Raw genomic sequence first — 17,139 nt, forward strand, 5'->3', positions numbered from 1 at the left:
ATCCCACTCGACATCCCGGCGATGCCGAGTGGGGTAGGGGGCCGTCTGCCTTGCCGATGGCCGCAACACAATAAAAACAAGAGAAAAGACCATGCTCGCACTCCTGGGCCTGATCATGGTGGTGACCTTCACCTACCTGATCATGAGTAAACGCCTGTCGCCGATCGTTGCGCTCACCGTGGTACCCATCGTCTTCGCGGTGATCGGTGGTTTTGCCCCCGAGCTGGGCAAGATGATGCTCGATGGCTTGAAGATGGTGGCGCCCTCGGCGGCACTGTTGCTGTTCGCCATCCTGTTCTTCGGCCTGATGATCGATGCTGGCCTGTTCGACCCGCTGATCCGCAAGATTCTCAAGCGCGTCAATGGCGACCCGATCAAGATCGCCATCGGTACGGCGCTGCTGTCGCTGCTGGTGGCACTGGACGGTGACGGCACCACCACCTACATGATCACCTGTGCGGCCATGCTGCCGCTGTACAAGCGCATTGGCATGAACCCGATGATCCTGGCCACGGTGTCCATGCTGTCGCTGAGCATCATGAGCGGCATGAGCCCCTGGGGCGGGCCGGCCACCCGGGCTATCGCCGCGCTCGGGCTGGATGCGACCGAGTACTTCATTCCGATGCTGCCGACCGTGATCGGGGGGGCGGCCTGGGTGGTGTTCACCGCCTACCTGCTGGGCCGTGCCGAGCGTCGACGCATCGGCAACATCGCCCTGGAGTCCGGCGGGGGCAATTGCTACATCAAGGAAATCCTTGGCGACAACCCGCACAAGCGCCCACGGCTGGCGTACGTGAATCTGGTGCTGGTGATTGCCGTCATGACGGCCTTGGTGATGGGTGTGATGCACTCCGCGCTGCTGTTCATGATCGGTTTCGTCGCGGCGCTGATGATCAACTACCCGCAGTTGGAATTGCAGAAGGAGCGCATCCTCGCCCATTCGGGCAATGCCATGACCGTGGTGCTGCTGGTGTTCGCCGCCGGCATCTTCGCGGGGATCTTCTCCGGCACCAAGATGGTCGATGCCCTGGCGCAGACCCTGGTCGACTGGATTCCCGAGGCCTGGAGCCACTGGTTCCCGCTGGTGGTGGCGCTGACCAGCATGCCGCTGACCTTCGTGCTGTCCAACGATGCCTACTACTTTGGCGTGGTGCCGATCCTGGCCAACGCGGCTGCCGCCTACGGCATCGACCCGGTCGAAATTGCACGCGCCTCGGTGCTAGGCCAGCCGGTGCACCTGATGAGCCCGCTGGTAGCTTCGACCTTGCTGCTGGTGGGCATGGTCGATCGCGATATCGGCGACTTCCAGAAAGCCACCGTCAAATGGGCGGTACTCACCTCGCTGGTGATCACGGCACTGGCGTTGCTCACGGGGGCGCTGTCCTTCTTCGTCTGATCTGCATGGGGCGCTCCTGGCGCCCACCTCTATCCAAGAACAACAACCAGAGTACCGAACATGTCCCGAGCTGTTTTCCGTGGGGCCACCTGTGGCCTGCTCTGCGGCTGGCTGCCTGTGGCCGGCGCTGCCGGATTCGTCGATGACGGCAAGCTCAAGCTGCAGCTGCGCAATGTCTATTTCAACGAAAACTTCCGTGACGAACAGGGCATGAGCCCCCGCGCTGCCGCGAACGCCAAGAGTGAGCGGGTGGAATGGGCGCAAGGTTTCCTGCTCGATTACCAATCAGGGTTTACTCAAGGCCCGCTGGGTGTAGGCCTCGATGCCCTTGGCTTGGTCGGTGTCCGGCTCGATTCGGGCCGTGGGCGCAGCGGTACTGGCTTGCTGCCGGTCCACGACGATGGCCGCGCCGCAGACGAATTCTCCAGCGCCGGGGTGACGGCCAAGGCGCGCGTGGGGCAGACCGTGGTCAAGCACGGCACTTTGCTGCCCAAGACGCCGGTGTTGGTCTACAACGATGCGCGGCTGCTGCCTCAGACCTACCAAGGCACACAGCTGATCAGTACCGATGTCGAAGGGCTGACCCTGACCGCCGGCCATCTGGATCGCTTCAAGCAGCGTGATTCCTCCGACAGCACTGGCCTATTCCTGGATGGCTACGGCGGTAGCGAGTCTGGCGATTTCAGTTTTGCCGGCGCGGACTATGCCGTGAGCAAACAGCTGCGTTTGAGTTATTTCCATGGCCAGCTCGAACACTTCTACCGCCAGGACTATATGGGGCTGGTACACGACTTGCCATTGGCCGGCGGGGTGTTCACCACCGACGTGCGTTACTTCAAGAGTCGTGACAGCGGAGCCGCTTACGGTGGCAAGATCGACAACGACATGTTCAGTGGGCAGGTGTCGTATACCCACTCGGGGCACACCGTCGGCGCCGGCTACCAAGTGCTTGATGGCGATGCTGGGCTGCCGTACATCAGCGGCGCGACGGTCTACTCGTTCAGCAACGTCGGCATCGGTAAGTTCATCGAGGAGGAAGAGAAAACCTGGATGGCAAGCTATGCCTACAACTTTGCAGCGGCCGGTGTCCCTGGGCTCACCTTCATGGCGCGCTACTTGAGCGGGGACAACGGTCGCTCCGCTGACGCTGAACTCAACGAATGGGAACGTGATGTGGAACTTGCCTACGTGGTGCAGTCCGGTCCGGTCAAAGGGTTGGGCGTGAAGCTGCGCAACTATGTCTACCGCTCTGATTTCTCCCGCGGTCGCGACAGTAACCGGATCTACCTGACCTACGACATCGCGCTCTGGTAATGCAGCGACGCGAGCCGGCGCACTTCGGTGCGCCGGCTCGCGCTGTGTCGGACTTTCTCGAAGACGAACTACACGCCGGACGGCTGTGGCGCTTTTTTGCCCAGCCGGATCAGCTCGTTGCGTCTGGAGCGGGCCCGCTGTCACAGGTATTGTTCGAGTCCGCTCAACCGGGTTGCCTCAGTGGGCCAAGTCGCCTTTGACGTAGCGCACCGTCTTTTCCAGCGTGCGCGCCATGTCGGGGTGTGTGAATTGATACTTGTGCTCCAGAAGCTCGCTTTGACGCATGTCGAAGCGCTGGGTCTGAATGAAGTCCAATGATTCGGCGCTGACCGCCAGTCGGGCCGCCAGGCCCGGAATCGTCAAAATCCACCTGAGCAAACCTATCGGTACATGGTGGCGGGGTGCCTTGACCTGCAGCGTTCCTGCGATCTGCCCGAGCATCCCTTGCAGGTTCGGTGTGTGCGCGCAGAGCGCCAGGACCTGCCGGTTGGCCATCGAAGGGTCGAACGCCACGCAGGTCATCATCTTCACCAGGTAATCGACGCTGACCAATGGCAACCAGTGCCTGGCAGAGCCGGGAATCGCTTTGAACCGGCCTTGTGCCAGGTTTCGAATGAGCTCGGCCAAAGGTTGTTCTTGCGGGATGTGCCCAGTCTCGCTGTGGCCACACACCGTAGCAGGATGGACAACGGTGTAATCCGCACCGGCATCGTGCATGTAACGCATGACTGCGAAATGGGACTCGATCTTGCTGCCTTCGTAGCCCCCAGCACGGGCGTAGACTGCAGGCCAATCTGTGTTTTCAGGGCGCTCGTTATCGACGCCGATCCTGGCAAGGTGGGCCAGGTTTTGCAGCATGAAGCCACCTACCATGAGCAAGCGGATGTCCTGGCTCGCCGCAAGCCTGGCGACTCTGAGCGCCCCTTGCACATTGACGGCGCGGGCGTGCTCCATCGTCAGCCCCCAGGAAAAATCCGCCGCAAGGTGGAAAACCACCGAAGCCGAAGACACGCACGCCTGGTCCGCCTCGCTCAGACCAAGCCCCTCTGTGCTGATGTCGCCCTCAACCGCGTGGACATGTGCAGGGTCACCGCCCAGCCGGCTTACCTGTTCTCTGAGCCGTTCGATGTTTCCAGGATTGCGCATGAGCACCCAGGTCTTGTGCCCTGTCGCAGTAAGACGGGCCAGTAGGTGTTGGCCTATAAATCCGCTGCCGCCCGTGACGAAGCATTCCACGCTCATGCCTGATTCCTTGTTTGGATGATGGGTGCAGGCTAAGGTGTAGAGCGTGCTCTACAGTCAAGGAGTTTCTTTAGGTGAACATTGGAGAGTTGGAGCGCCGAAGTGGACTCGGCCGCCACGCATTGCGCTATTACGAAAAGCTCGGGTTGATCGTGGCCCATCGACAGGCCAACAACTACCGCAGCTACAGCGATCAGACAGTTAGTGACCTGGCATTCATTCAAAGTGCCCAGGGGGCGGGATTTTCACTCGCCGAGATCGGGGACATCCTGGCGGCCAGGCGCGGTAACTCGATCAATTGCGCCCAAGGCGCAGCCTTGGTTGCCGGCAAGATGGCCGAGATTCAAGCGAAGATCTCCACCTTGCAGGCCGCGTATGTCTTTCTCGACGCCGAGCGTGCCAAGCTTGAAGCCAGTGCCATTGCCCAAGGGCTGCCGCTGATTGCCAGCTACACGAGGTAGGTCGTCCGCTCCTTCTTCGACGAAAACGGTGGACAGCAACTGTCGATACGATTTCGACTTCACCCTTACCCCTTGAGCAACACCGTAAACGTCGTCCCTTGCTCTTCATTCGACATGACTTCAATCCTGCCGCCGTGACTGGCAACGATTTCCGCCGCGATGAACAACCCTAGCCCAAGACCTGCAGCTGAACCCTTTTCTCCGGCTGCATAACTGGAATAACGCCCCTCCGGCTTGAAGAGGTAGGGGATCACGTCAGCAGGAATGGGTTCTCCCCAGTTATGGACTGTCACACGCGGACCGATAGCGTCGTTCTCCACCGTGACCTTGATAGGGCAGGCTATATCGCCGTGGCGGATGGCATTGCCTATCAAATTGGAAAAGACCTGGGCGATACGGGCCGAATCAAACGGGCCGGTCACCTGCGCGACTTCGTCAAAGACGATGTCGGCCACCGGGAAAGCGGTTTGCAACTCCTCGATCACGGTGCGGCATATCGGGTTCAGTTCGACCTCCTCTGGATAGACCGGGATGCCGGTACCCAGATTGCAGCGCGCCAGGTCGAGCAGGTCATTCACAATGGCCGTAGCGCGGCGAGCGCTTGTACAAACCTGGGATGCCAGTGCCTTGCCTTTCTCATCCAGCCCTTTCTGGCGCAAAAGCAGATCGCCAGCCATGTGTACCGCCCCCAACGGTGACCGCAGGTCATGGCCTAACACGGCAAGCACCTTTTTTCGTGTCGACTCCACTGCCACCCCATAAGCTGCGATCGACTCTACCAAGGCTTGGTCTATTGCCTCGTTGAACCGAATCATGTCTTGGACCTGGTATTGGTCGAATGCTTCGTGCTTAAGCCAGAGGGAGAGCACACTGGAGCGCAGCGCTCGATATTCGGAGACCATCTGATCCATGGAGAAGCCTGCCATCAGACGTACCACCGCATGTGTCTGGGCCGCTGTCTCGCTGGATATTTGCGGCCCCCTTCCTTGCGCTTTTTCAGACTGTTGATGGGCTGTCTGAGTCGTTCGCATGTCCTGGGCGACCGTGTGCAGGATCTTCTCGGCGTGATTCCTCAAACCGGTCGCATCCAGATTTGGCTGCTGCGTCTCCACCGAACGCGCGAAATCCTCCCAGGCTTGGAGAATCGGCTCCATGTTGCCCTCGATGAATTCGTACAGTCTCATAACGGTCCCTGGCACTGTCCTCAAACGGCGTCCCAATAGACTAGATCATCGAACTGTAGGGGTATAACAACCAGTACGTTAACTTCTGTCACGCTTTTGCAACGACGCGCTATATGGCTTGGAATTCACCGATGATCACGATGGTGAAGTCGTAGGGTTTATCCGCGAAGGATGATGTTGCCCGTCAACGGTCGAGCAGCGTTTTCATGAACCGAGCGAATGCCTTGATACGCGTGGACTCGCGATTGGCCGGCAGATACACCATGTTGATACTCGTGTCGACCGAGGTTGGATTGACTTCGAACATTGGCAGCAAGCGGATCAGCCGGCCGTGCCGCACGTCTTCGGCGACCAGCCAGTCGGCCAGCAGCGCGATGCCTTGACCGGCGACGGCAGCCTGGCGGAGAACGTCGGCGTTGTTGCTCTGCATCTGGCCGTGCACTTGGACCGGCACCGTCTGGTCGTCAATCTGGAACTGCCAGGCGCGCATGGGCCCGCCGTAATCGAAGCGCAGGCATCTGTGGCGGGGTAGCTCGAGGGGATGGGCGGGGGCAGCGTGCTGCTCGAGGTAGGCAGGGCTTGCCACCAGCCAACGCTGGAAATGGCCGAGCGGGGTGCAAATGACTTCATCGCTGGAAACCGTTGACCCTAAACGCACGGACAAATCGATGCGCTCCTTGAAAAGGTCCACCCGCTCATCGCTGAGGTTGAGGGTGACTTCCAACCCCGGGTGGCTGTCGAGAAAACGCCCCAGATGCGGTGAAATCAAGTGACGGCCGAACTCCACCGGCACGCTGACCCTGAGCGTGCCTTTGGCCTCGCTCCCCCGGTCCATCACCAGGCTGTCGGCCGCAGCCAACGCATCGAGGATGGCCACCGCGTTCGCAAAGTAGGCCTGGCCCAGGTCGGTCGGGCTGTTTCGCCGCGTGCTGCGGGTGATGAGCGTGGCCCCAAGGTCTGCCTCCAACGCTGCAACCTGACGGGCCACCGACGAGGTGGCCACGCCGAGCTTCCGTGCCGCTGCGGAGTAGCCGCCGCAGCGTACCGTCTCGACGAACATGCTCAATGCCAGAAATTTATCCATACGTACAACCTTGTCGAAGAGGACCGGGAGCGCCAGCCCGAAGGTAACGGCTGCACGGATGATAGCCATGTCAAGCGTCATCGAGATAGCGCGATGCCGGCTCAACGAGCACTCCTGTGTTTGACCACGAACACCAGCAATGCCAAGACCGGGAGCAGGGCAGCGGTATAGAGCGCGGTACTCCATCCGAAACGCTCGTACAGCGGGCTTGCCATCATCGAGCCCACTGCGCCGCCGACGAAGATGCTGGTCATGAACACGGCGTTGAGGCGAGCGCGGCTGTGAGGGTCCAGCGCGTAGACCTCACGTTGCCCCAGGACCATGTTCAACTGCACGGCAAAGTCCAAGGCGACAGCTGCCACTACCAGGCCCAGGTAGCCAAGCCCGGAAATGGCACCGATCAGTAGCGAAGCGGGCGCCAACAGCAAGGCAGCCAAAGTGCTGACCTGCCCGTGACCTGCATCGGCAAGGCGCCCGGCGATGGGGGCTGCAACCGCCCCGACCGCACCGACCAAGGCAAAGAGCGCGACGCCGTTCTGGCTGAGGCCGTAATGACGGATCAGCTCGATGGGCGCCAGGGTCCAGAAGCAGCTGAAGCTTGCGAACAGCAGCCCTTGGTACAGCGAGCGCTCGCGCAGCACTGCATAGCGTCTGGCCAATGCGAACACCGATCCGATCAAGCGGCCATAGGTGGTGTGATGGTTCGGGATCCGTTCAGGCAACAGCACCGCTACCAGGGCTGCGATGGCCACCATCAGCAGGGCGGCACTGAAGAACACGCCCCTCCAGCCAACGTACTCCGACAGTAGGCTCGAGACCGGGCGGGCGAGCAAGATGCCGAGCAACAGGCCACTCATGATGTTGCCCACGACGCGACCCCGGCTGCTTTCTGGCGCCAGGTGCGCGGCCAGGGGCACGAGGATCTGCACGGCGACGGAAGTCAGGCCGATCATCAGCGAGGCGGCCAGAAACAGCGAAGGCGAACCGGCAAAACCTGCCGCCGCCAGGCACACCCCCACTACCAAGGTAAAGCCGATGACCAGGCGTTTGTTTTCCATCAGATCTGCCAGCGGCACCAGCAACAGCAAGCCGACGGCATATCCCAACTGGGTCAGCGACACGATCAGGCTGGCATGCTGCGGCGAAAGCCCGATGCTGGGCGCGATGAGTTCAACGATCGGCTGGGCGTAATACAGGTTGGCAACGACGGCGCCGCAACAGAACGCCAGAAACACAACCAGCGCCTTGGACAGGGCAGGCGTGACGACGGCGGACGCCGACGGTGAAGCAACAATCTCAGGGCTGCTCGCTGACATGGTGGACACTCCAAATGGGTTGACAGGTCAGCGACAAGCCTAGGGCTGCGGTCGGGAAGGCGGTAGACCCACTCGCCGCAACGAACTTGTGCGTGTTGCGCAAAACTGGGCTCCCCGTCCTGACGGAACTGCCATGGCACCCAGGCTTCGAATCTGTATCTGGCCTCAAGGCGCATCGATCGCCGCTTGGCCTTGTCCTACCGCCTTGGAGCGCACCATGGCCGTTATCGGATACCACGCATCCCATGAACAGTTCGCCCCCGCCGAACTGTTGAGCTACGTCGAGCAGGCGCAGGCGGTGGGGTTCGACTGCGCCATGTGCTCGGACCATTTCCATCCCTGGAGCGAGCGACAAGGCCATAGCGGCTTTGCCTGGTCTTGGCTGGGCGCGGCGCTGCAAGCCACCACGATGAGCCTGGGCGTGGTCAACTCACCGAGTTTTCGCTACCACCCCGCTGTCATCGCCCAGGCCGCCGCGACGCTGGCGCAGATGTATCCGGGGCGCTTCTGGCTTGCCGTGGGCAGTGGCGAGGCGATCAACGAAGCCATGACCGGCCAGCCCTGGCCAGACAAGGCCCGGCGCAACGCGCGCCTGGCGGAAGCGGTGGCGATCATCCGGGCGCTGTGGGCCGGCGAGGAAGTCTGGCACCGAGGCACATTGGTGACCCAAGGGGCGCGGCTGTTCACGTTGCCTGCGGCACCAGTGCCCATGTATGCAGCGGCATTGTCGGTCGAAACGGCGAAATGGGCGGGCAGCTGGGCGGACGGCTTGATCACCATCAGCGCATCGCATGACCAGCAGCAACGCATCATCGATGCGTTCCGCGAGGGGGGCGGGGAGGGCAAGCCGCTGCTGTTGCAAGTCAAGCTGTCCTTTGCACCGGACCATGCCCAAGCCGTGCACGGTGCTCATCAGCAGTGGCGGACCAATGTGTTGCCCGGTCGTCTTGGACAGGAACTTGCGACGGTCGCGGACTTCGACGCGGCGGCCAGCCTGGTCCGCCCTCAAGACCTGGTCGGCCAGGTGCGCATCAGTGCGGACCCTGGCCAGCATGCTGCCTGGCTGGAAGATGATCTGCAGCAAGGGTTCGATCGCCTGTATCTGCACAACGTCAACCGTCAGCAGCGCGTCTTTATCGATACCTTCGCTAGCTTGGTGCTTCCGCGATTGCGTTAGCCACGCTCGCGCCGCTTTCGGCTGGCGCGAAAATCGAGCCCACCCGCCACCAGCAACAGCCGTAGCCGGGCAGCTGCAGGATCAGTTGCCCCTTCGCATCGCCCCGGCCCTTGCGCCGGGCTAGCAGCTCATAGCACTCGCGTTTGGCCAGTTTGTCATGGCGCAGGGTGACGCGCCGAGCGTCCTTGGAAAGGTTGTGTACGCAGAGAACATGGCCCTCGTCCAGATAATAGCTTTCGGCCAGAACCGATGGCCCGCCGTCGCACTCCAGCGGCTCATGGCGGCCCAGGCCCAGCTCCGGGCAAGCGCGGCGTATCTCGATCAGACGGCGGGTGTAGTTGAGCTGGGAGTCAGCCTTGAGCCACTGGGAAGTGACGTTGACCTTGGCATACCCATACGCGCCATCCTCGATCAATGGCCGGATCAGCTGCGCCTTGGGGGCTGCGGAGAACCCTGCGTTGGCAGCGGCCGACCACTGCATCGGCGTGCGCACGGCCAGCCGATCAGGCAGCTCCAGGGCGTCACCCATGCCCAATTCGTCACCGTAGTACAACATCGGCGCGCCGCTACGGCTGAACAGCAAGCTCAGGGCCAGGCGAATACGCGCAGGGTCGCCGAGCAACGGAGCCAGGCGGCGGCGCGTGCCGCGACCATAGATACGCATGTTCGGATGCGGCGCCCAGGTATCGAGCAGCGTCTCGCGGCTGGCTTGGTCCAGCCAGATCAAGCTCAGTTCATCGTGATGGCGTAGAAAGTTCATCCACTGGGTGCCAGGTGGCAGCGATGGCAGCAGGGCCCGTAGCGCATGCAAGGGCGTCGCGTCCTCCAATGCCAGGGCCTGGAAAATACGTTCGGCTCCCAGAAAATTGAACAGCTGGTTCAACTCATCGCCAGCGCCAAAGAAGCTGCCAAGTTGCGCCGGCGCCACATTGGCTTCGCCCACCAGCATGGCGCCGCGCCCGTAACGCGCGACATGGCGTCGAATCTGTCGCAGGTAGGCGTGGGGATCTTCACTGTGTTGGGCCGGGCCCTTGGGCCAGATCAGAAAGGGCGCGGCGTCTACCCTGAAGCCATCCACGCCCAGCGCCAGCCAGAAACTCAGGATCTGCATGACCTCGCGACGCACCCGCGGATGACCATGGTTCAAGGCCGGTTCGAAGTCATGGAAGCGATGGAAGTAATACCCCTTGGCTTGCGCATCGTAAGACCACACGCTGTCGTAGCGGTCCGGAAACACCACCTGGTCGGCATGGGGATCGTCCGGCTCATCCACCCAGACGTAATAGTCGCGAAACGGCGAGCCGGGTTTTCGCGAGGCTTGGAACCACGGGTGTTGATCGGAGGTGTGATTGACCACCAGGTCAAGCATCACCCGCATGCCCCGCGCCTTGGCCTCGTCGATGAATTCGCTGAAATCCCCGAGGGTGCCCAAGCGTGGGTCCACGGCATAGTGATCGATCACATCGTATCCGTCGTCGCGCTCGGATGAGGGGTGAAAGGGCATCAGCAGCAGGCTGTTCACTCCGAGCTCGCGCAAGTAGTCCAGGCGGGCCGTGAGGCCGCGGAAATCGCCGACGCCATCCCCATTGCTGTCGTGGAAAGTGGCGACGTCCAGTTGATAGGAGACGCAGTTGTCGTACCAGGTATCGTTCGCTTCCATCGACCTGCTCCTGTGATGGTGTCTTTGCAGTGGAGCAGTGGCTTGGTTGCAAGTTCCTGCGGGCACCGTGCGTCGTGCAGGCGCAACTTAGGGCAGCGCATGCCGCTCTCGGGTCGTAACGACCCACATTGGAAGGAGACAGGCATGAACGAACCCTCATGGTGGCAAACAGGCGTGATCTACCAGATCTACCCTCGGTCCTTCATGGATACCAACGATGATGGCGTCGGTGACCTGGCAGGCATTCGCGCCCGGCTCGATTACTTGCAATGGCTCGGCGTCGACGCGCTGTGGCTGTCGCCCATACAACCCTCGCCCATGAAGGACTTCGGTTACGACATCAGCGACTACTGCGATGTCGACCCGCTGTTCGGCAGACTCGACGATCTGCGAGATTTGCTGGATGACCTGCATGCACGAGGCATGAAACTGGTGCTGGATTTCGTGCCCAACCACACGTCGGACCAGCATCCCTGGTTTCTCGAGTCGCGCCAGTCTCGGGACAATTCCCGCCACGATTGGTATCTGTGGCGTGACCCAGGCCCTGACGGCGGGCCACCGAACAACTGGTTGTCCAGCTTCGGTGGCAGCGGTTGGGCATTCGAGCCCAGGCGTGGGCAGTATTTCTTCCATGCGTTTCTTGAAGAGCAGCCGGATCTGAACTGGCGCAATCCTGCCGTGCGTGAGGCGATGCTCGAGCAAATGCGATTCTGGTTGGAGCTGGGTGTGGATGGTTTTCGCATCGATGTGATCTGGCACTTGGTCAAGGATGAGCAGTTTCGCGACAACCCGATCAACCCGGACTTTCGCCCGCAAACCGGTGACCACAACCGTTTGCTGACGACCTACAGCGCCGACCAGCCCGAAGTGCACGAAGTGATCCGGGGCTTTCGTCAGCTGCTCGATCAGTACCCTCAGCGAATGATGGTCGGCGAGATCTACCTGCCGCTGGAGCGGTTGATGAGCTACTACGGCAGCGCCGGGGACGGCGTTCACCTGCCGTTCAACTTCCAGTTGATCCGCCACCCGTGGGACGCCGAGGCCATCGCGGCGACCATCGACCGGTACGAGGCGGCGCTGCCTGCCGGCGGTTGGCCGAACTGGGTACTGGGCAATCATGACAACCATCGGTTGGCTACCCGGGTCGGGGCGCAGCATTGCCGCATCGCAGCTTTCCTGCTTTTGACGTTGCGCGGCACGCCCACGCTCTACTACGGCGACGAAATCGGCATGCAGGACGTACCTGTGCCTGCCGAGGCGGTACAGGACCCTGTGGAGGGGCGGATGCCCGGGTTGGGGCTGGGGCGGGATCCGGAGCGCAGCCCCATGCAATGGGACGATGGCCCGTTCGCAGGCTTCAGTCGGGTTCGCCCTTGGCTGCCCATCGCTGCCGACCATGTCCAGGTCAACGTAGCGAGCCTGCGATCCTCGCCGACCTCGCTGTTGAATCTATATCACCAGTTGATCGCCATACGCCGTGCCGAACCTGCGTTGGCGCTGGGCCATTATCGCCGCTTCGCGACGCCGCCTCAGGTGCTGGGCTACCTGCGTGAGCACAACGAGCGACGCCTGCTGGTATTGCTGAACTTCTCGGCCCAGGCGCAGGAAGTGGCGCTGGGCATGGCTGAGGGGCGGATCTGCCTGTCCAGCTTGCTGGATCGTCCGGCCCAGACGGTAGCCGAAAGCGTCACCTTGCGGGCCCACGAGGGGCTTTTGCTGGACCTCACCTGCGAATGAAACGCTGCGTTCATGGGCGCAGGGAGATCACCGTATCGCCACCTGAGCAGGGTTTTCTGGAAGAACAAGCTGCTAAAGCAGCTGGAGCAAGGGCACGCACCGGGTTGCGCCTGCCGAGCTGGCACACACAGCGGGCGAGCGCCCGGTACGGGGCTCAGGCTGCGACGGTGATCGGAGCGGTCTGTGCGCCATACAGGAGGATGCTCCACTCGGTCAACCAGCCGAACTTGTCCATCGCCTAGCGATCCGGGGCCGCCTCACAGCATCGGCTTGCCCCCTGTCACACCATAGCGTGACCCGGAGATGTAGCTGCCCTCGTCGGAGCCAAGCAGGACAAAGACCGGGGCCAGTTCCACTGGTTGCGCTGGCCGGCCAAGGGGCGTTTGCGCACCGAACTGGGAGACTTCCTCGGCAGGCATCGTCGAAGGAATCAACGGCGTCCAGACCGGGCCCGGGGCCACGCTGTTGACCCTGATCCCCTTGCTGCCCAGCAGTTGCGCAAGACCGGCGGAAAAATTGGCGATGGCCCCCTTGGTGGTGGCATAGGGCAGCAAGGTGGGCTTGGGCGTGTCGGAATTGATGGAACTGGTGTTGATGATCGAGGCGCCCCTTGGCATCGATGGCAAGGCCGCCTGGCAAATGCGGAACATGGCGGTGATGTTGACATCGAACGTACGCACCCATTCTTCATCGCTGATGTCCTCGAGCGACTCGTGGGACATCTGGTAGGCCGCGTTGTTGACCAGGATGTCGATGCGACCGAACTGTTCCACTGTCCTGCGCACCAGTTCGTGGCAGTGCGCCTTCTGCGCCAGATCGCCGGCAATCAACAGGCATTGGCGGCCGGCCTGTTCGACCCAGCGCGCTGTTTCCCGGGCGTCTTCGTCTTCGTTCAGGTAAGCGATGGCCACATCTGCGCCCTCGCGGGCAAAGGCGATCGCGACGGCGCGTCCAATGCCGCTGTCGGCGCCGGTGATCAATGCGATTTTTCCGGTCAGGCGGCCGTGACCTGTGTAGGACTGTTCACCGCAGTCGGGATAAGGGTCCATCCGGCTCTGCGAGCCGGGCACTTGTTGGGGTTGTGAAGGAAACGGCGGGGTAGGGTAGTCACGCATGATCGTAGCTCCAGCTCGTCGGTGGGTTTCAAGATTCGAAAGGCCCAGCCATTGGAAGTTGGTGGCGAGGGGCCGATGACGCGACAGGTGGTGCCGGGTCCTGCAAGGGTGTCGTCGGACCACACCTTCCAGAGCACTCAGCGCCGTTTGCGTCGAAGCGTGGCCAGCGCGCAGCTCCCCAGGATCAGCACCGCCGCAGTGACCAGCAACGCAGGTGCAGGGTGTCCAGCGGTGCGCCAACCCCCTTGCACGCCACGGGTGCCAACAGGGGGCTGGAACAGATTGCCGTCCGACACCGCCGCCTTCGGGCTACGCTCGATGCCCAGACGGGTCAGCCAGCCGGTGAACTGGGCAAGGCGAGGCACCAGATGACTGGCCAGGTGCGCGAGCCGCGCCGCTGAGCCCACAGTGGTGTGAGCACGGGGCGATACTGCGCAGGCCACCATGGCCTTGGCCACCAACGCCGGATCGTAGACGGGCCCCGGCGGTTTGAGCGCATGGCCTGTGTAGTTGCCGCCGTCCCTGAAACCCGGCGTGTCCATCACCGCCGGGTAGATATCGCACACATGGATATCCGGATATTCCGTCAACTCGCCCCTGAGCGCTTCGGTCAGGCCACGCAAGCCGAACTTGCTGGCCGAATAGGCCGCTGCGTAGGGTTGGGCCACCCAACTGCCGACCGACAAGGTGTTGATCAGTATCCCGCGCCCCTGGGCCTTGAAGTACGGCAGCGCCGCGTGAGCGCCACGCAAGTAGCCGAGCAGGTCGGTCTGGATGACTTGCTCATGGGCGGGGAGCGGCGTCTGGTCGAAGCTGCCCACGGCTCCGACACCGGCATTGTTGATCCAGATGTCGATGCGTCCGTGGCCGAACTCCGCCGCCCGTACGGCCAGCGCTTCGACCTGTTCGCTACGGGTGACGTCGGTAACCACGACCAAGGCATCGGTGCCGCACTCGGTGCACTCATCCAGCACCTCGAACAGCGCCTGTTCGTCGCGGGCGGCCAGCACGAGGCGGGCACCTTGGCAAGCAAAGGCCTTGGCCGTGGCCCGACCGATGCCACTGGATGCGCCGGTGATGACCACCAGTTGGCCCTGCAGCCGGCGCTGGGCCGAGGGGCGGTGCGGCGTAGGACTGGGTCGTTCGGTGTGAGACGCAGCCGCTTCGCCAGCGCCGGCATCGACCCTCGACAGCTTAAGGGCCGGACCCTCCACCACATGAAGCGTGAGGTCCTCGACCGTCCCGGCGAAGCGATCCGCGAACACCGGCTCGCCTGTGGGCGTAAGGTTGTCATAGATGAACCGCCGACCTTCCAGCCAGCCGACGGCCGTCAACAGCTCAGGTTCCAGGTAATACTTTCCGTCCAGGAAGAATCCCGGAAACTGCTGGACCTCGTCGGGATCGCTTACCCGGTAGCGTTCACCCGGTTTCATTCCCGTTGCCGGATCAATCATGATCGAACCCTCTCTCAGGCAGCCATCGCCGTGAATGATCAAGGCCAACATGCAAACGGAACCGCCTGTTGGGCCGGTGGTGGTTTAAGTAGAGGAAGCTGGACAGCCTGAGGAAGTTCAGGCCAAACGCTCGATGGTCAGGCCCGCTGACACCGGGCATCCTTTTCCTGCTGGTTGGTCAAGGCATACTGCATCTCCCATCGGTCATGGCTGCAGAACACCTCCAGTCCCGGCCCCTGGGTCAGGACCAGGTCGCGCAGGCGACGCTGGTTGGCCAGGCGCAATTTGTGGTCGGTGTCCATCATGCGCTGATACAGACGCATGCCTGGCGGGCAGCGACGTTGGGGGCTGTGCACCTCCAGGTGGTGGAAGTACGCATCGCCGGCATGCAGCAGCCAGCCCTGTCCGGTGCGCAGTGCGATCCCGGCATGGCCATGGGTATGGCCGCCCAGGGGTACCAACAGAATGTCGTCCTGGACATCGATCAGCGCGCGCACGGCATCGAAGCCGAACCACTGTTCGCCCAGCTCGGGATAGAACTCCCAATCCGCCACGGCTTGCCACTGGCGGGCGCGGTAACGCCGTGATCCGATCCAGCCACCGGCCTGGGTGGCATGCGATATTTCCTCGCCCATCACATGTACCCGGGCCTGAGGGAAGTCTTCCAGCCCGCCGGCGTGGTCGAAATCCAGGTGCGTCAGCACGATGTGCCTGACATCCCGCGGATCGAAGCCCAGCCGCCTGATCTGATCCAAGGCTGTCAGGCGGTGGTCGAGGCGGATGTTGTTGAACAGCCGAAAGAAGCGGCTCAAGCGCTGTGGGTGCTGGATATCGTTGTAGCCAAAACCCGTGTCGACCAGTACCAGCCCGTCACGCTCGGTTTCGACCAACAGGCAATGGCACGGCACGGTCGCCGTCAGGCCTGGACTGTAGCCGTCGAACAGCGCACCGCCCCAAGGGCACATGCAACCGCAGTTCAAGTGATGAATGTGCATGGTCTTCCTCCAGTGGCCCGAGCCCTCAACGGCGTGCGCAACGCTGCTGAGCGCGTTGTCGACAGGCGTCGCCGAAGACTTTGAAAATGGCCAGGTAATCCGGGTTGAACATGACCTGCCACTCAGGATGCCATTGCACGCCCAGGGCAAAGCTCTGGCTGCCTTCTACCGAAAGCGCTTCCACAAGGCCGTCCTCAGCGACGGCCTCGACACGCAAGCCTTTGCCCACCTCGGCGATACCCTGGCCATGGACCGAGTTGACTTCGATACGGCCCGCCAGGCCCAGACGATAAAGCACACCGCCTGGCAACACGGTCAGGTTGTGTGTGCGCGCATATTGGTCTTCCACCGGCTCGTTGCTCGGCGGTTGATGTTCGGTGCCGGTTTCTGGCAACCGCTGTTCAAGGGTGCCGGCGAAGGCGACGTTCATTTCCTGGAACCCTCGACAGATGCCCAATACCGGCAGGCCGGCGTCGACGGCTTCGCGCCACAGCGGCAGGGCCAGATGGTCACGGGCCGCATCATGCGGGGTGTCGGGTGGGCTGGGAGGACCTTGGTAGTGATGTGGCTCGATGTTCGAGGGCGACCCGGTAAACAGCAGGCCGTCGACACGCTCTATGATGTCGCGGGGCATCAGAAGCTCGGCGAACACAGGAATCACGACAGGCAGGCCATTGGCAGCCAAGGCAACGGCGCGCCCGTATTTGTCGTCCATGATCTGCACGGCATGGGGGCCGATTTTCCAGGAGCTTGCCACTATGCCGATTACAGGAAGACGTGCCATACCTTCAGGCCTACTGGTTAACGAGAGAAAAACAACCTGTGTCTTGGCAAAGGATGCCGCCCTGTCCCGAACGTTCAAACTGCGTATGCAGGCGGTTTGGGAAATCGGCGCAGGCAGGTGCGCGCTAAAGCACGGCCCTAATGGATCGTGCACGAGCCATTGGCACCCCGGCGAACCGTTGCCGATCGCTTGGACTGAACTCCCTGTGTTGCGCCCACGT

Annotated in this window: 14 protein-coding genes; 5 read left to right on the plus strand and 9 right to left on the minus strand. The window is 62.1% G+C overall.

The window, feature by feature from the left end:
- Positions 1 to 91 precede the first annotated feature (91 nt).
- Together DQ397_RS23820 and DQ397_RS23825 are read left to right on the plus strand one after the other, a co-directional pair.
- Positions 92 to 1,396, plus strand: a complete 1,305-nt coding sequence (locus DQ397_RS23820) for a CitMHS family transporter (protein WP_043215617.1) — start codon at positions 92 to 94, stop codon at positions 1,394 to 1,396.
- A gap of 60 nt (positions 1,397 to 1,456) precedes the next feature.
- Entirely contained in the window at positions 1,457 to 2,710 is a 1,254-nt protein-coding gene (locus DQ397_RS23825; protein ID WP_043215615.1) for an OprD family porin, read from the plus strand.
- Positions 2,711 to 2,887: 177 nt separating this feature from the next.
- Here the strand turns inward: DQ397_RS23825 and DQ397_RS23830 are convergent, their stop codons facing one another.
- Entirely contained in the window at positions 2,888 to 3,952 is a 1,065-nt protein-coding gene (locus tag DQ397_RS23830; protein WP_043215613.1) for an SDR family oxidoreductase, read from the minus strand.
- 74 nt (positions 3,953 to 4,026) lie between these two features.
- On the opposite strand from DQ397_RS23830, the gene DQ397_RS23835 reads away from it, so the two are divergent.
- Positions 4,027 to 4,413, plus strand: coding sequence for a MerR family transcriptional regulator (locus DQ397_RS23835; RefSeq protein ID WP_043215611.1), 387 nt, complete (start codon positions 4,027 to 4,029; stop codon positions 4,411 to 4,413).
- A gap of 65 nt (positions 4,414 to 4,478) precedes the next feature.
- On the opposite strand, the gene DQ397_RS23840 is transcribed toward DQ397_RS23835, so the two are convergent.
- From DQ397_RS23840 to DQ397_RS23850, 3 genes are all read right to left on the minus strand, one after another.
- A complete protein-coding gene (locus tag DQ397_RS23840) occupies positions 4,479 to 5,597 on the minus strand; it encodes a sensor histidine kinase (RefSeq protein WP_148921638.1) in 1,119 nt (372 codons plus the stop codon).
- A gap of 184 nt (positions 5,598 to 5,781) precedes the next feature.
- Positions 5,782 to 6,681, minus strand: a complete 900-nt coding sequence (locus tag DQ397_RS23845; protein WP_043215626.1) for a LysR family transcriptional regulator — start codon at positions 6,679 to 6,681, stop codon at positions 5,782 to 5,784.
- A gap of 101 nt (positions 6,682 to 6,782) precedes the next feature.
- On the minus strand, positions 6,783 to 7,997 hold the full coding sequence (locus DQ397_RS23850; RefSeq protein ID WP_043215609.1) for an MFS transporter: 1,215 nt from the start codon (positions 7,995 to 7,997) through the stop codon (positions 6,783 to 6,785).
- A 217-nt stretch (positions 7,998 to 8,214) separates the two neighbouring features.
- On the opposite strand from DQ397_RS23850, the gene DQ397_RS23855 reads away from it, so the two are divergent.
- Positions 8,215 to 9,174: a TIGR03885 family FMN-dependent LLM class oxidoreductase gene (locus tag DQ397_RS23855; protein ID WP_148921639.1), complete on the plus strand. Its 960-nt coding sequence runs from the start codon at positions 8,215 to 8,217 to the stop codon at positions 9,172 to 9,174.
- On the opposite strand, the gene DQ397_RS23860 is transcribed toward DQ397_RS23855, so the two are convergent.
- The gene (locus DQ397_RS23860) at positions 9,146 to 10,834 is read right to left on the minus strand and encodes an alpha-amylase family protein (protein ID WP_148921640.1); all 1,689 of its coding nucleotides are present in this window, start codon (positions 10,832 to 10,834) and stop codon (positions 9,146 to 9,148) included. The genes DQ397_RS23855 and DQ397_RS23860 overlap by 29 nt on opposite strands.
- Positions 10,835 to 10,978: 144 nt before the next feature.
- On the opposite strand from DQ397_RS23860, the gene DQ397_RS23865 reads away from it, so the two are divergent.
- Positions 10,979 to 12,571 (plus strand): alpha-amylase family glycosyl hydrolase, encoded by a 1,593-nt coding sequence (locus DQ397_RS23865; protein ID WP_043207061.1) that lies wholly within the window; start codon positions 10,979 to 10,981, stop codon positions 12,569 to 12,571.
- A 257-nt stretch (positions 12,572 to 12,828) separates the two neighbouring features.
- On the opposite strand, the gene DQ397_RS23870 is transcribed toward DQ397_RS23865, so the two are convergent.
- The 4 genes from DQ397_RS23870 to DQ397_RS23885 form a co-directional block, all read right to left on the minus strand.
- Positions 12,829 to 13,686 carry an SDR family oxidoreductase gene (locus DQ397_RS23870; RefSeq protein ID WP_043207059.1) on the minus strand — a complete coding sequence of 286 codons (858 nt, stop codon included), beginning with the start codon at positions 13,684 to 13,686 and terminating at the stop codon, positions 12,829 to 12,831.
- Between the two features lie 137 nt (positions 13,687 to 13,823).
- Positions 13,824 to 15,140, minus strand: coding sequence for an SDR family oxidoreductase (locus tag DQ397_RS23875; protein ID WP_043207108.1), 1,317 nt, complete (start codon positions 15,138 to 15,140; stop codon positions 13,824 to 13,826).
- A gap of 137 nt (positions 15,141 to 15,277) precedes the next feature.
- Positions 15,278 to 16,135 carry an MBL fold metallo-hydrolase gene (locus DQ397_RS23880; RefSeq protein WP_043207057.1) on the minus strand — a complete coding sequence of 286 codons (858 nt, stop codon included), beginning with the start codon at positions 16,133 to 16,135 and terminating at the stop codon, positions 15,278 to 15,280.
- A gap of 25 nt (positions 16,136 to 16,160) precedes the next feature.
- Positions 16,161 to 16,919, minus strand: a complete 759-nt coding sequence (locus tag DQ397_RS23885) for a gamma-glutamyl-gamma-aminobutyrate hydrolase family protein (RefSeq protein WP_043207055.1) — start codon at positions 16,917 to 16,919, stop codon at positions 16,161 to 16,163.
- Between the last annotated feature and the right edge of the window lie 220 nt (positions 16,920 to 17,139).

The sequence above is a fragment of the Pseudomonas sp. CK-NBRI-02 genome, assembly GCF_008124495.1.
GTDB lineage: Bacteria > Pseudomonadota > Gammaproteobacteria > Pseudomonadales > Pseudomonadaceae > Aquipseudomonas > Aquipseudomonas guariconensis.

What these genes read in the sequence shown, in the direction of transcription:
- DQ397_RS23820 (WP_043215617.1), top strand. Translation starts at nt 92, where the DNA reads ATGCTCGCACTCCTGGGCCTGATCATGGTGGTGACCTTCACCTACCTG.
- DQ397_RS23825 (WP_043215615.1), top strand. Translation starts at nt 1,457, where the DNA reads ATGTCCCGAGCTGTTTTCCGTGGGGCCACCTGTGGCCTGCTCTGCGGC.
- DQ397_RS23830 (WP_043215613.1), bottom strand. Translation starts at nt 3,952, where the DNA reads ATGAGCGTGGAATGCTTCGTCACGGGCGGCAGCGGATTTATAGGCCAA.
- DQ397_RS23840 (WP_148921638.1), bottom strand. Translation starts at nt 5,597, where the DNA reads ATGAGACTGTACGAATTCATCGAGGGCAACATGGAGCCGATTCTCCAA.
- DQ397_RS23845 (WP_043215626.1), bottom strand. Translation starts at nt 6,681, where the DNA reads ATGGATAAATTTCTGGCATTGAGCATGTTCGTCGAGACGGTACGCTGC.
- DQ397_RS23850 (WP_043215609.1), bottom strand. Translation starts at nt 7,997, where the DNA reads ATGTCAGCGAGCAGCCCTGAGATTGTTGCTTCACCGTCGGCGTCCGCC.
- DQ397_RS23855 (WP_148921639.1), top strand. Translation starts at nt 8,215, where the DNA reads ATGGCCGTTATCGGATACCACGCATCCCATGAACAGTTCGCCCCCGCC.
- DQ397_RS23860 (WP_148921640.1), bottom strand. Translation starts at nt 10,834, where the DNA reads ATGGAAGCGAACGATACCTGGTACGACAACTGCGTCTCCTATCAACTG.
- DQ397_RS23865 (WP_043207061.1), top strand. Translation starts at nt 10,979, where the DNA reads ATGAACGAACCCTCATGGTGGCAAACAGGCGTGATCTACCAGATCTAC.
- DQ397_RS23870 (WP_043207059.1), bottom strand. Translation starts at nt 13,686, where the DNA reads ATGCGTGACTACCCTACCCCGCCGTTTCCTTCACAACCCCAACAAGTG.
- DQ397_RS23875 (WP_043207108.1), bottom strand. Translation starts at nt 15,140, where the DNA reads ATGATTGATCCGGCAACGGGAATGAAACCGGGTGAACGCTACCGGGTA.
- DQ397_RS23880 (WP_043207057.1), bottom strand. Translation starts at nt 16,135, where the DNA reads ATGCACATTCATCACTTGAACTGCGGTTGCATGTGCCCTTGGGGCGGT.
- DQ397_RS23885 (WP_043207055.1), bottom strand. Translation starts at nt 16,919, where the DNA reads ATGGCACGTCTTCCTGTAATCGGCATAGTGGCAAGCTCCTGGAAAATC.